This window comes from Pedococcus dokdonensis (assembly GCF_900104525.1).
Lineage (GTDB): Bacteria > Actinomycetota > Actinomycetes > Actinomycetales > Dermatophilaceae > Pedococcus > Pedococcus dokdonensis.
Genome location: NZ_LT629711.1, coordinates 792,962 through 806,679, shown reverse-complemented (window position 1 = coordinate 806,679; position 13,718 = coordinate 792,962). Strand labels below are relative to the sequence as shown.

The 13,718-nt window shown below is 72.2% G+C and carries 10 protein-coding genes; 4 read left to right on the top strand and 6 right to left on the bottom strand.

The features are described 5' to 3' along the window. Positions 1 to 79 precede the first annotated feature (79 nt). A complete protein-coding gene (gene sepH / locus BLQ34_RS03870; RefSeq protein ID WP_172829340.1) occupies positions 80 to 1,384 on the top strand; it encodes a septation protein SepH in 1,305 nt (434 codons plus the stop codon). Positions 1,385 to 1,411: 27 nt separating this feature from the next. Here the strand turns inward: sepH and BLQ34_RS03865 are convergent, their stop codons facing one another. The 6 genes from BLQ34_RS03865 to BLQ34_RS03840 all read right to left on the bottom strand — a co-directional run bounded on the left by BLQ34_RS03865 (position 1,412) and on the right by BLQ34_RS03840 (position 8,705). Next, the gene (locus BLQ34_RS03865) at positions 1,412 to 2,086 is read right to left on the bottom strand and encodes a thymidine kinase (protein ID WP_091781765.1); all 675 of its coding nucleotides are present in this window, start codon (positions 2,084 to 2,086) and stop codon (positions 1,412 to 1,414) included. Positions 2,087 to 2,097: 11 nt separating this feature from the next. Further along, a complete protein-coding gene (locus BLQ34_RS03860) occupies positions 2,098 to 3,246 on the bottom strand; it encodes an alkaline phosphatase family protein (protein ID WP_091781762.1) in 1,149 nt (382 codons plus the stop codon). An 85-nt stretch (positions 3,247 to 3,331) separates the two neighbouring features. Beyond that, positions 3,332 to 3,949 carry a DUF5998 family protein gene (locus BLQ34_RS03855; protein ID WP_091781759.1) on the bottom strand — a complete coding sequence of 206 codons (618 nt, stop codon included), beginning with the start codon at positions 3,947 to 3,949 and terminating at the stop codon, positions 3,332 to 3,334. Positions 3,950 to 3,987: 38 nt separating this feature from the next. Further along, entirely contained in the window at positions 3,988 to 6,654 is a 2,667-nt protein-coding gene (locus BLQ34_RS03850) for a bifunctional acetate--CoA ligase family protein/GNAT family N-acetyltransferase (RefSeq protein WP_091781756.1), read from the bottom strand. A 75-nt stretch (positions 6,655 to 6,729) separates the two neighbouring features. Next, the gene (locus tag BLQ34_RS03845) at positions 6,730 to 8,175 is read right to left on the bottom strand and encodes a sialidase family protein (protein WP_091781753.1); all 1,446 of its coding nucleotides are present in this window, start codon (positions 8,173 to 8,175) and stop codon (positions 6,730 to 6,732) included. Then, on the bottom strand, positions 8,172 to 8,705 hold the full coding sequence (locus BLQ34_RS03840) for an RNA polymerase sigma factor (protein WP_157692882.1): 534 nt from the start codon (positions 8,703 to 8,705) through the stop codon (positions 8,172 to 8,174). The genes BLQ34_RS03845 and BLQ34_RS03840 overlap by 4 nt, the downstream gene beginning before the upstream one ends. A gap of 131 nt (positions 8,706 to 8,836) precedes the next feature. Between BLQ34_RS03840 and BLQ34_RS03835 the strand changes: the two genes are divergently transcribed. The 3 genes from BLQ34_RS03835 (at position 8,837) to BLQ34_RS03825 (ending at position 13,588) form a co-directional block, all read left to right on the top strand. Then, entirely contained in the window at positions 8,837 to 9,544 is a 708-nt protein-coding gene (locus tag BLQ34_RS03835; RefSeq protein WP_091781747.1) for a nitroreductase family protein, read from the top strand. 66 nt (positions 9,545 to 9,610) lie between these two features. Next, positions 9,611 to 12,061 (top strand): DNA gyrase/topoisomerase IV subunit A, encoded by a 2,451-nt coding sequence (locus BLQ34_RS03830; RefSeq protein WP_091781744.1) that lies wholly within the window; start codon positions 9,611 to 9,613, stop codon positions 12,059 to 12,061. Positions 12,062 to 12,322: 261 nt separating this feature from the next. Next, positions 12,323 to 13,588, top strand: a complete 1,266-nt coding sequence (locus BLQ34_RS03825) for an ABC transporter substrate-binding protein (protein WP_091781741.1) — start codon at positions 12,323 to 12,325, stop codon at positions 13,586 to 13,588. Positions 13,589 to 13,718: the final 130 nt, after the last annotated feature.

Genomic DNA, 13,718 nt, shown 5'->3' with positions numbered 1-13,718 from the left:
AGCACGACGACGAGCATGACCAGCACGGACGACAGGCGAGACCACGTCGGTCCTGGACACGACTGCGGAGACGATGGCGATGCGGGATTTGCGGCTGATCGGGGTCCAGGAGGACGGCCAGCACCTGCTCCTGTCCGATGCCGACGGGGAGCGGTTCCGGGTCCAGCTCGACGAGCCGCTGCGCGCGGCTGCCCGCCGTGACCGGCCCAGGCTGGGGCAGCTGCAGATCGAGATCGACGGTGGCATGCGACCTCGCGAGGTGCAGGCGCTGATCCGCGGTGGCCTCTCCGCCGAGGAGGTCGCCGAGCGGTCCGGGTGGCCGGTCGAGAAGGTGCGCCGCTACGAGGGTCCGATCCTCGCCGAGCGTGAGTATGTCGCCGGGCTGGCCCGCGCGGTGCGGTTGCGCGGGCGGTCGGCGGGCGGCGCCAGCACGCCGACCCTGTCGGCGCGCGTCAGCCAGCGGCTCTCCGGTCGCGGGGTGGACCCCGCGACCGCCGAGTGGGACTCGGCCCGCGGCACGGAGGGTGACTGGACCGTCATCGTCACCTTCGCGGCCGGCGGTCGGGAGCGCCAGGCTCGCTGGTCCTTCGACGTGCAGGCGCGCACCGTCGCCGCCGCCGACGACGAGGCCCGCTGGCTCAGCGAGGAGGACGCCGTCGGCACGAGCTCGCCGCTGCCCGCGCCGCACCTGGTCTCCGCCCCGGTGCGGTCGACCACCGTCTACGACGTGGAGGCCGAGGGTGGGGTCGGCTCCGCGCGCCGCGCCGCCCCCCGTGCCACCGGCGCCTCGAGCGGCTCCGGTGAGGAACCGCTCGACCTCATGTCGGCCATGCGTGAGCGGGCCTCCCACCGCGGGCGTCCCCGCCGCCGCAAGAGCCCGCCCACCCAGACCCCCGGTGACGAGGCGCCGCGCGAGGACGCGCTGCCGCTGGAGCGCCTGGCCTACGACCCCGAGTCGATGCCGCCGCCCCCGGCCGCGCGCGGCCAGCACCCGCTGGACGACGGCCTGGACGACGACCTGGACGTCGACCGACCCGACGACCGGGGCAGCAACACCGAGCCCCCGACCGACCACCCGCAGGACCAGCACGACGACGACCAGCACGACGACGACCAGCACGACGACGACCGGCACGACGACGACCCCCACGACGACCACCACGACGACCAGAACGACGACCACCACGACGTGCTCCCGGCGGCTCCTGCGTCCGCGGACGACCTGGCCGAGGCGCGGCGGGCACCGGAGGACGCCGACGACGCGTCCGACCGACCCGACGGGGAGCGCGAGCCGACGGCGGCCCGTCCTGCCGCCAAGAAGTCCGGCCGACGCAGCGTCCCCAGCTGGGACGACGTCATGTTCGGGGCCCGGCCCCGCGACTGAGCCGCGGCCGGCGACCGGCCCGCTGGCCTAGGCCTGCGGGACGGGACACACGTCGAGGTCGAAGGGCAGCACGTCGGGTGAGGTGGCCGCGGCCCGCGCCGCGGCCGAGTTCATCCGGCGCATGAAGTGCCGGCGGCACAGCACCTCGTACTCGACCAGGGTCTCGGTCCCCGGCTTGGTGTCGCCGACGACCACCTGCTCGCCCTCGACCACCATGACCCCGTCGACGACGCGGGCGTTGTGGGTGGCGCGGCGCCCGCACCAGCACAGCGCCTCGACCTGGAGCACCTGCACCCGGTCGGCGAGCTCGATCATCCGGCGCGACCCGGGGAACAGCTGGGTGCGGAAGTCCGCGGTGATCCCGAAGGCGAACACGTCGATGCCGACCTCGTCGACGAGCTTGGCGAGCTGCTCGACCTGTGCGGGAGTGTAGAACTGCACCTCGTCGCAGATCAGGAAGTCGACCCGCAGCCCGTTGGTGGCGTGTTCCACCACGGCGTCCCAGAAGTCGAGGTCGTCACTGACCTCGTGGGCCGCGGTGGACAGCCCGAGCCGGGACGAGAGGACGTCGCTGCCCGCGCGGTCGAGCTTGGTGTAGATCAGTCCGGACCGCCCGCGCGCCCGGTGGTTGTGGTCCATCTGGAGCGCAAGGGTCGACTTGCCGCAGTCCATGGTCCCGGAGAAGAAGACGAGCTCAGCCACGAGATGACACCCTAGGCGTTCTCCCGGGCCGGGACGTGGAACCACGGCACGGCGGACTCCTCGGGCGTCAACGAACCGTGCAGCCCCAGCAGCGCCAGCAGCTGTGGACGCGCGCGCCGCGAGTCGACGATGGCGAAGTTCTCGCGCATGGCCACGACGAGGTCGCCGATCCGCGGCCGGTTGACCTCGCTCACCGGCCCGAACCAGCCCTCCCGGGTGGCCTGGTCCCGGGTGCGGATCCAGGCCCGCTCCCCCACCCGCTCGGTCCAGGTCTGGACGACGTCGGAGGCCGCGCCGTCCTCGCAGTACAGCTGCAGGGCGCGGGGTTCGCCGCCGACATGGCGGACCCCCGCCGCCAGCTCGGCGTCGTGGGCGAGGTCGATCCGCAGGGCGTGCGGCGCGTCCACCATGCCGTGGTCTGCGGTCACGTGCACCGCGGTGTCACCCGGCACCGAGCGGACCAGCCGGGCGAGCTCGGCGTCGATCGCCTCGAGCTCGTCACCCCATTCCCATGACTGGCAGCCGTGCACGTGGCCGACCTTGTCGAGGTCGCCCCAATAGAGGTAGACCAGCGAGCGGGCTCCTGCCCGCACCGCCGCCAGGGCGGCATCGACGCGGTCGGCGAGGGTGTCCGCCGCTCGAAACCGCCCGCCCCGCAGGGCCGCCCGGGTCAGGCCGGACCCGTCGAAGAACCCCGGGCCGACGCGGGTGACGGAGACTCCGGCCGCCTCGGCCGCCTCGAACACGGTCTGCTGCGGCTGCCACGCGAGCGGGTCGGGCCCGTCCTCCCAGGAGAGCTCGTTGACCAGTCGGTCCTCGCCGGGCACCAGCACCTCATACCCCAGGAGGCCGTGCGAGCCGGGCGGCAGCCCGGTGCCGAAGGTACCCATCGAGGTGGCCGTCGTGGCGGGGAACCCGGCGGTGATCCTGCGGGCGGCCGGCAACAGCGAGCGCAGGAAGGGCGCGTGGCCACCCCGGCGCCGGATCAGCTCGTAACCCAGCCCGTCGACGAGCACGACCACGGCGCGCCTGGCCTCGGGCAGCGGGAGGTGGCCGGTGCCGGCATACCTCGTCACCCCCAGGCTGGCGGCGACGGCCGGCAGCACCCCGGCAAGGCCGGAGTCGTCGTAGCGAGGCGGGAGCAGTCCCTCGTGCGGCATCGGTTAGGGCATCGCCTCGGTGCAGTCGACCGCGACGGTCGGAGCCGTCGGGTCGAGGTGGGGCAGTCCCTGCGTGGGCCGCACCTCAGCTGCCGATGCTCGCCGAGAGCTCCCGCGCGAACGCCAGGGCGTGCTGCAGCGCGGCCTCGCCCTCGGCGTCGGCACTGATGCGCAACGAGATGTCGTCGGACGCGACGCTGCCCTCGTAGCCGTGGTCGGCGTCGCAGTCGGGGTCCGCACACGACGCCGGCATCAGGTCGATCCGGCTGACCGCACCCCAGCCCAGGGTGAGGGTGATCTCGCGCCCCAGCGACCCCGGCTCGTACTCCTCGGGACGGGCCACCACGTGGGTGATCATCACCCCGCGCACCGCCGACAGCGGGACGCTCTCGGTCGTGGCCGTGGCGACGTCCTCGTGACCGGGCCGCTCGTCGGTGTGGTCGTCGGCGTGCGCGATGACCAGGCGTGACCCGGTGAGGGCCAGCACGGTGATGTGACGACGCACGACGTCGTGGTCGAAGGTGGTCTCCTGGTGCACCAGGTGCGAGACGACCTCCTCGGTGCCGAGGGCGGCCCGCACGACGTCGGCGACCAGGGCCGGGTAGTAGCCGGCTCGCTCGATCGCCTTGGTCAGGTCGACCGGCAGCTGGCTGAGGGGGGCGGCAGCACTCCGCGGTGTGCTGTGCGAGGAGGTGGAGCCCATGTGTCCATCTTGCCCTAGCCCGGCCGCGTCCGCTCCGGCTAGGTCAGCGTGCGGCGACCGGGGTCGGTGCGACGCGGGGTCGGGGCCAGCGTGACCTCGGCACCGAGCACGTCGACACCCCCGACGTGCGCGTTCACCGGGTTGAGCACGAGGCTCGCGACCTCGGGCAGGTTGTCTGCCAGCACCGAGACGCGGGCGATGAGGTCGGCGAGCGCGGCCCGGTGCACCGGCGCCGCTCCACGGTGCCCGTGCAGCATGGGCGAGGCCTTCACCGACGAGATCAGGTCGGAGACGTCCACATCGGTCAGCGGCGGGATCCGGTGGCCGATGTCGCCGAGCAGCTCGGTCGGCGGCCCGGCGATGCTGAACGAGACCACCGGACCGAACAAGGGGTCCTCGTCGGAGCGCACGACGCAGGCCACCCCGGGCGTGGCCATCCGCTGGATGACGAACGAGTTGGCCGACATCGGCGCCAGCCGCTCGTTCAGCCCCTCGAAGGCCTCTCGCAGCTGGGCCTCGGAGCGCAGGTCCACACGGATCCCGCTCAGACCGGGTGAGTGCCGCATCAGCGGCGCCACCGACTTGATGACCACCGGGTAGCCGATCGCCTGCGCTGCGGCGACCGCCTCATCGGCGGTCCGCACGGGGACGCTGCCCCACACCTCGATGCCGTAGCTGCCGAGCAGCTCGGTGACCTCCTGGAGGGTGAGCCGGCGCCCTTCGGGCGACTCCTCCAGGATCCGCTCGACGAGGGTCTCGGCCGCCTCCCGGTCGATGCCGGCCGGGAGCACCGGTATGCCGCGGTCGCGAGCCCGCCACTCGGCATACCTCGTCGCGGCGGCCAGGGCGCGGACGGCGTCCTCGGGCATGGCATAGGCGGGGACCACCACGGTGCGCCCGTCGTCCGTGGTGCCGGACAGCCGCTCCAGGACTCCCCGCATGCCGAGAAACGTTGTCAGACAGGGCTTTTCGTGCTTCATCGCGGCGTCGCGGACCGCGGTGGCGACGTCCTCGTCGAGCGTGACCAGAGGAGGGATGAAGCAGGTGAGGACGCTGTCGACGTCGGGGTCGGCGAACGCGTCGGCCAAGGCTTCGGCGAACCGCTCGCCCGTGGCGTCGCTCGGCAGCGACACCGGACCGTGCGCGACCTGCAGTCCCCAGCTGACACAGGCCTCCGCGCTCAACGCGCCGAGGGCGTCGGAGTTGCCGACGATCGCCACCCGGTTGCCCTGCGGCAGCGGCTGGTGGGCCACGAGCTGCGCCACGTCGAACATCTGGTGGACGTTCTCGACGCGGATCACACCCGCCTGCCGAAGCATCGCGTCGAACGCCTCGGGCCGCACCCTCGTCGGGCGGGCGCGGTGCCCCGGCGGGACGCCGTAGGACGACACCCCTGACTTCACGACGATGACCGGCTTGGTCGACGCCAGGCGGCGGGCGATGCGGGAGAACTTGCGCGGGTTGCCCATCGACTCGAGGTAGAGGCCGACCGCGTCGGTGCCGTCGTCGTCGATCCAGTACTGCATGAAGTCGTTGCCCGAGACGTCGACCCGGTTGCCGGCCGACGCGAACACCGAGATGCCAAGGCCCCGTCGCGCGGCCGAGGCGAGCACGGCGATCCCGAGGGCGCCACTCTGGGCGAACAGGCCGAGCCGTCCCGGCGGGGGCAGCTCGGGCGCGAGGGAGGCGTTGAGGCGCACCGCAGGGTCGTTGTTGATGACGCCGAACGAGTTGGGCCCGAGGACCCGCATGCCCGACTCGCGGGCGGCGGCCAGCAGCCTGGACTGCAGCTCCTCACCCTCGGGCCCCGACTCGGCGAACCCCGCACTGACCACGAGGAGGGTCCTGACCCCCGCCTCGGCACAGTCGGCCACTACCTCGAGGACCTCTTCGGCCGGCACCGCCACCACGGCCAGGTCGACGTCGTCGGGGATCTCCGAGACCCGTGCGTGCGCCGGGAGTCCCAGCACCTCCATGGCCTCCCGGTTGACGGCGTGCACGGCGCCGTTGAAGTCGGCGGCCAGGATGTTGGACAGGATGTGGTGGCCGATCGAGTCAGACCGGCGGCTGGCCCCCACGACGGCGATCGAGTCCGGGAAGAGCACCGAGTGCATGCTGACCGACTCGGCCCGGTGCTCGCGCGACAGCCGCACCGCCTCGGAACGCTCGGTGGGCCGGATCTGGAAGGTCAGCGACACCACGCCGTCCTCGAACCGCCGGCTCACCTCGTAGCCGGCGTCGGAGAAGACCGAGATCATCTTGCGGTTCTGCGGCAGCACCTCCGCGGTGAACTCCTCGACACCGGACTCCCAGGCGATGACCGCGAGGTGCTCGAGCAGCACGGAGCCGATGCCGCGGCCCTGGTAGCTGTCGGAGATGTTGAACGCCACCTCAGCGCTGGTCGGGGTGACGCGGTCGTAGCGGCCGATCCCGATGATGTCGCCGCGCACCGTCGCCACCAGCGCCACCCGGTCGTGGTAGTCGACGTTCGTGAACCGCGTGACGTCGCGGTCGCTGAGCTGGCGCAGCGGCGCGAAGAACCGCATGTAGATCGACTCGGCGGACTGGCCCGCGTGGAACCGGTGCACTGCGTCCACGTCGCCGGGGGTGATCGGTCGCAGGTGGGCCACCGAGCCGTCGCGCAGGACGACGTCGGCCTCCCACTGGGCCGGGTAGCCGGCGGGGGGCGCCGGGGCCTCACTCATGGCCGAAAGCATGTCACGTCGGGGCTCTCGGGTGGTCCTGCGAACCGCCCGGTGGCGCCAGCTGCCCGCGCGCGGCTAGCGCCGGAGCGGGACCTCCTCGAACGTCGTCCCCGAGTCGTGGCTGACCCAGTAGGAGCGGCCCCCGCTCACGGCGTAGACGAGGCCGCCGCCGGCCGCGCCCACCCAGTCGGGGACACCGCTGGGTGCGGCCTTCGGCCGGGTCCAGGTCGCGCCGCCGTCGCCGCTGGTCACCAGGGTCGGCACAGCCGTCGACTTCAGCGCGCTGGTCGGCAGGCCCTGGGACACCGCGACCAGGCGGTCGAGGTCGACGGCGGTCAGCCAGACGCCGGTCGGCTGCGTGGGGCCGAGGCCCCGCGCGATCCTGGCCTCCGACCACGTGGCCCCCCGGTCGGAGGAGGTCGCCACACCGTACGACCCGTTCGCGTCGCCGATCTGGCAGACCGCCACCAGCCCGCCCTTGCGGTTGGCGGTCCCCCAGACCCAGAGCCCACCCAGCTCCTGGCACCCCCCGGGCCGGGCCAGCGTCACCGGCTTGCCGGACACGCGGCGTGGTGGGGTGTGGGTCGACGGGTCGAGGTAGGACACGCTGACGTAGGCGTCGGCACCGTCCATGCTCAGCCACGCGGACTCCACCGGCTCGGGCAGGTCGAGTGCCTCGGTCTGCTGCGGGGCGCTGGAGGTCACGTCGAGCGACCTGACGTCGAGACCCGAGCAGCCGCGTGCCCCGGCCGCGTCGGCGCGCTGGCACTTGGCTGCCGTGACCATCCACACCGTCGACCCGTCGGTCTCGACCGACAGCACGGTCCGGCCTCCGACGTCCATCGGCCTCCAGCTGCGCCCACCGTCGACGGTGCGCATCGTCGTGCTGCCGTAGACGAAACCGACCTCGGGGTTCGCGAAGCGGATGCCGACCACCTGGTCGGGGCCGGCTGGCGTGGCCCGTGGCCCGGGACTGGTCAGTGAGGTCAACGACGCGTGGGTGGTCCAGGAGGCGCCGTCGTCGTCGGACCCGATGACCACGGTGCACTCGCCCTTGGGGCAGCTGGCGGAGCCGAGCGCGTAGACGTGCTTGCCCCCGGCGTTGGTCATCGACACGAGGTCGAAGCTGGTGGGCGTGAGGAAGGGACCGGTCGTCGCGACGGTGCTGGGCGCGGACGACGGGCTGTCGGTGGCGGTCGGCTGGGCCGACGGGGTGCCCGTGGCGGTGGTCGTGACGGTCGCGACCGACGCCGTGCTGCTGGCGGGATCGGCCGCCTGGTCGGTGCCCGGACCGTGGCCGGTGCCCCAGATGACGCCGCCGACGACCACGACGGCCGCCGCGCCGGCGAGGTAGGGGAACCAGTGGTGACGCACGGGCCGCTGCGCCTCCGTCACGATCGACTCCCACCGGTCGGTCCCGGCCGGCAGGTCGCGGATGTCGGCTCGCTCACGAGCGAAGAAGTCCGCGACGGGGTCGCGCTGCTCCCCCTCGCCGGGCAGGTCGGACAGGTCGCGGTTCATCGGGTCTCTCCCAGCATCGTCGCCATCCTCTGGCGCGCGTCGAACAGGTCTCGCTTGATGGTTCCCTCGGACTTCTCGAGCTGTCGGGCCACCGTGGCCACCGGCAGGTCGGCGAAGTAGTGCAGGAGGACCGCCACCCTGAGCCGGTCGGGCAGCGCCTCGACGGCGTCCCGGACGGTGAGGGTGGTGGCGTGGTCGGCATCGGTCGTGAAGTCGTCACGGCCGGCCTCGTGGCGCTGGTAGGCGGCCGCTTCGCGGCCCCGCTTGCGCCAGTGGTCGCGGACCAGGTTGGCCGTCACGGTGTAGAGCCACGGGCGCGGCTCGTCGACCCGGCCGAACTCGCGGAACAGCTTGAGGAAGGCCTCGGTGGCCAGGTCGTGGGCCAGGTCGGTGTCGCCCACGAGCTTGGCCGTCCACCCCGCCAGACGGGCGTAGTGCACGTCGTAGAGCTCACGGACGGACGCTTCCACGTCCACGCGGTCGCCCGACGGCACTGCCACCCCTCCCGACACCCCTCTCACGAGTGCCACCGCGGCCATGGTCGTCATGCCTCGTGGACGCCGCTGGGCGGCTCCGGGTTGGCTGGTGGGGCCCGGTGGGTTCGCGGCCAGTCTTGCAGGCGCCGTGCGACTCTTCGCCGGGGCCACGACAGGATGGCCCCATGGAGTTCGCAGAGGTGGTCCGCCGGCGCCGCATGGTGCGCCGCTTCGACCCGCACCGCCCGGTGCCGCGCCCGGCCCTGGACGCGGTCCTGTATGCCGCCCAGCGGGCACCCAGCGCCGGTTTCAGCCAGGGGTGGGACTTCGTCGTCCTCGCCGAGGACGACGACCGCTCGCGGTTCTGGACGGCGACCCGCGACCCCGACCCGGCTGTGGACGCGCCGCCGGACCCCTGGCTGGTCGGGGTCGCCGCCGCTCCCGTGCTGGTGCTGTGCCTGTCCGACCCCGACACGTACCTCGACCGCTACGCCGAGCCCGACAAGGGCTGGGAGGACCGTGACCCGGCGCGGTGGCCGGTCCCCTACTGGGACGTCGACACCGGCATGGCCGCGATGCTGATGCTGCTCGCGGCCGTCGACCAGGGACTCGCCGCCCTCTTCTTCGGGGTGCCCCCGGCGCGGCACGAGGAGGTCCGGCGGGCGCACGGCATACCCGGGAACCGGCGGATCGTGGGGGTCGTCGCCCTGGGCCACGAGCTGACCCGCACGGAAGGCTCCAGCCGCACCCGCTCCCGGCGGCCGGCCACCGAGGTCGTGCACTGGGGGACCTTCGGTGGAACCGACATCGGGCACGGCGGAGGAGCCGACATCGGGCACAGCGGTGGAGCCGAGCCGGGGTCCAGCGGCGAGTCGGGGGCGGCCGCCGTCTAGGCGTGGGACAAGATTGGGGGGTTCCCCGCGCCGTGCGGGGACGACCGCGAGGAGTTGCACGCACGCATGGCCCGCAAGACCCCAGCCGCACCGTCCGACGAGAGCTACGTCGAGCGGATCGTCGACATCGACGTCGAGGAGGAGATGCAGGGGGCGTTCCTCGAGTACGCCTACTCCGTCATCTACTCCCGCGCCCTGCCCGACGCTCGGGACGGTCTCAAGCCGGTGCAGCGCCGGATCCTCTACTCGATGGCCGAGATGGGGCTGCGCCCCGACCGCGGCCACGTGAAGTCGTCCCGCGTCGTCGGCGACGTGATGGGCAAGTACCACCCGCACGGCGACACGGCGATCTACGACGCGCTGGTCCGGATGGCCCAGCCGTTCACGATGCGCCTGCCGCTCGTCGACGGGCACGGCAACTTCGGGTCCCTCGACGACGGCCCGGCCGCCTCGCGCTACACCGAGGCCCGGCTGGCCCCGGCCGCCATGCTCATGGTCACCGGGCTCGACGAGGAGACCGTCGACTTCATCCCCAACTACGACGACCAGCTGCTCCAGCCCGGTGTCCTGCCGGCGGCGTTCCCCAACCTCCTGGTCAACGGCGCCAGCGGGATCGCGGTCGGCATGGCCACCAACATGGCCCCGCACAACCTCGTCGAGGTGATCGGCGCGGCCCGCCACCTGATCGCCAACCCGAGCTGCTCGCTCGACGACCTGATGCGGTTCGTGCCCGGTCCGGACCTGCCCCAGGGTGGCCGGATCATCGGCCTCGACGGCATCCGCGACGCCTACCTGGGCGGCCGCGGCAGCTTCCGCACCAGGGCGACCACGCGGATCGAGAAGACCTCGCCGCGTCGCATGGGCATCGTCGTCACCGAGCTGCCCTATCTGGTCGGCCCCGAGAAGGTCATCGAGAAGATCAAGGACGCCGTCCAGTCCAAGAAGCTCCAGGGCATCTCGGACGTCAAGGACCTCACCGACCGCAAGCACGGCCTGCGTCTCGTGATCGAGGTCAAGAACGGCTTCAACCCCGACGCCGTCCTCGAGCAGCTCTACAAGCTCACGCCGATGGAGGACTCGTTCTCCATCAACAACGTCGCCCTCGTCGACGGTCAGCCGAAGACGTTGGGGCTCAAGGACCTGCTGCGGGTCTACGTCGACTTCCGCACCGAGGTGGTGCGCAGACGCACCGAGTTCCGGCTCACCAAGTACAAGGACCGGCTGCACCTGGTCGAGGGCCTGCTGATCGCGATCCTCGACATCGACGAGGTCATCCAGGTGATCCGGTCCTCGGACGACGCCGCGGCCGCTCGCAGCCGGTTGATGGACGTCTTCGACCTCTCCGAGGCCCAGGCCAACTACATCCTCGAGCTCCAGCTGCGCCGGCTCACGAAGTTCAGCCGGCTCGAGCTCGACAAGGAGAAGAGCGAGCTGGAGCGCCTCATCGAGGAGCTCGAGGCGATCCTCGGCGACGAGAAGCTGCTGATGAAGACGGTCTCCACCGAGCTCGCCGACGTCGCGAAGGCTCACGGCACCCCGCGCCGCACCGTGCTGCTGGAGTCGGCCGGCGTCCCCGCGACGACCACCACCCCCCTCGAGGTCGCCGACGACCCCTGCTGGGTGCTGCTCTCGTCGACCGGGCTGATGGCGCGGACCGGCTCCGCCGAGCCGCTGCCGCTGGACGGGTCGCGCAGCAAGCACGACGCCCTGGTCGGCGCGGTCCGCACCACGGCCCGGGGTGAGGTCGGCCTGGTGACCTCGCGCGGCCGGCTGGTCCGCCTGTCCGCGCTCGAGCTCCCGACCCTCCCCCCGACCAACGGCTCCCCGAGCCTGTCCGGCGGTGCGCCGCTCGCGGCCTACGTCGACCTGCCCGCCGGCGAGGAGCCGCTGACCCTGGTGTCCCTGGCACCCGACTCCCCCGGCATCGCCCTCGGCACCGCGCAGGGTGTCGTCAAACGCGTGACGACGACCGACTACCCGGCCCGGCCGGACTTCGAGGTCATCTCCCTCAAGGACGGCGACGAGGTCGTGGGTGCCGTCGAGCTGTCCACCGGCACCGAGGACCTCGTCTTCATCACCACGGACGCCCAGCTCCTGCGGTTCGGGGCGGGTGCGGTCCGACCGCAGGGTCGCCCGGCCGGCGGCATGGCGGGGATCAAGCTCGGGGCCGGCCAACGAGTCGCCTTCTTCGGTGCGGTGCCCGCGGACGCCGACGCCGTCGTCGTGACGTCCTCGGGCTCGTCCGGCGCGCTGCCGGGCACCGAGCCCGGGTCGCTCAAGGTCACGCCCTACGCCGAGTACCCGCCCAAGGGACGGGCCACCGGAGGCGTGCGCTGCCACCGGTTCCTCAAGGGTGAGGACACCCTCGTCCTGGCCTGGGCCGGGGCGCTGCCGGCGCGCGCCGCGGCGGCGAACGGCGTCGCCCTCGAGCTGCCCGAGGCGACCGGCCGCCGGGACGGATCCGGGGTCCCCGCGGCCACCGCGATCGCCCGGATCGCCGGCCCACCGCCCGCCTGAGCGCCGCGTCGGCCCACCCGCCACCGGCCACCGGGTCGTCCGCGCGGACCCCCCCGCGTCGGCCGCGGAGTGCCGGATCCGGACAACTCCGACGCCTCACGCAGGCGCCTGCCCGCAGTTACCCAATCGTTACCGGAACGATCGCATCTTTGGATTGCGGTGACGGAGCGCAAACGTTTACATGAGGACGGTTCACCTCACCGCTGAGGCACGTCCGCCTCAGCTCACGCGAGAAATGGAGGCGGGCGTATGGCCCTCCGAATGCACAAGCGGCGCACCCTCACGGTGATGGCCGGAGCTGTGGCCGTGGCGCTCGTCGCCTCGGCCTGTGGCGGCGATGACGGCGGCAACGATCCTGCGGCCTCCGGGGCGACCGGCCGCGGACCGATCACCTACGTCCAGGGCAAGGACAACAGCGGTCTCCTCGCGCCCCAGGCCGAGCGCTGGAACGCCGCCCACCCGAACGAGAAGGTGACGATCAAGGAGCAGTCCGACCAGGCCGACCAGCAGCACGACGACCTCGTCCAGCACTTCCAGGCCAAGGACCCGAGCTACGACGTCGTCTCCGTCGACGTGGTGTGGGTGGCCGAGTTCGCCGCCAAGGGCTGGCTGACGCCGCTCAAGGACAACTTCAAGCTCGACACCACCGGCTTCATCGAGCCCCCCGTCAAGGCGTCGACCTACAACAAGACCCTCTTCGCCGCCCCGACCTCCTCGGACGGCGCGATGCTCTACTACCGGTCCGACCTGGTGAAGACCCCGCCGAAGACCATCGACGAGATGTGGTCGATGTGCTCCATCGCCAAGCAGAACGGCATGGACTGCTTTGCGGGCCAGTTCGCCAAGTACGAGGGTGGCACGTGTAACGCCACCGAGTGGATGAACGCCTACGGCGCCAAGGTCGTCGACGACGCGGGCAAGCCCACCGTCGACTCGCCCGAGGCCGCCAAGGGCCTGAAGGAGCTCGCCGACCACTACAAGAACGGCGACATCCCCAAGCAGGCCATCACCTACCAGGAGGAGCAGAGCCGCGCGTCGTTCCAGGCCGGCAAGCTGCTGTTCCTGCGCAACTGGCCGTACGTCTACAACCTGGCCAGCACCGACGCCTCGTCGAAGGTCAAGGGCAAGTTCAAGGTCGCCCCGCTCCCCGGCGTCGACGGCCCCGGCACGTCGACCCTCGGTGGACACCAGGCCGCGATCAGCGCCTACTCCAAGAACAAGGCGACGGCGCTGGACTTCCTGAAGTTCCTCACCAGCCCCGAGGAGCAGAAGACCAACATGGAGAAGGGCTCGCTGGCCCCGGTCCGGGCGGACCTCTACGACGACCCCGCACTGGTCGCCAAGTACCCGTACCTGCCGGTGCTCAAGGAGTCGATCGCGAACGCCGTGGCCCGTCCGGTCACCCCGTTCTACCCCGCAGTGACCCAGGCCATCCAGGACAACTTCTACGCGGCCATCCAGGGCCAGAAGACTCCTGAGGCCGCGGTCAAGGACATGCAGGCCGCCATGCAGGCAGCCGGCGGCTAACCAGTCCGACGCAACATCCCAACGGTGTGGGGGTGGCCCCCACGGGGCCACCCCCACACCTGCAGGACCCCTGCCTTCGCACTTCTGGGTCGACGCTCCGACGCGACCCCCATCTCGACCACCCTGAGAC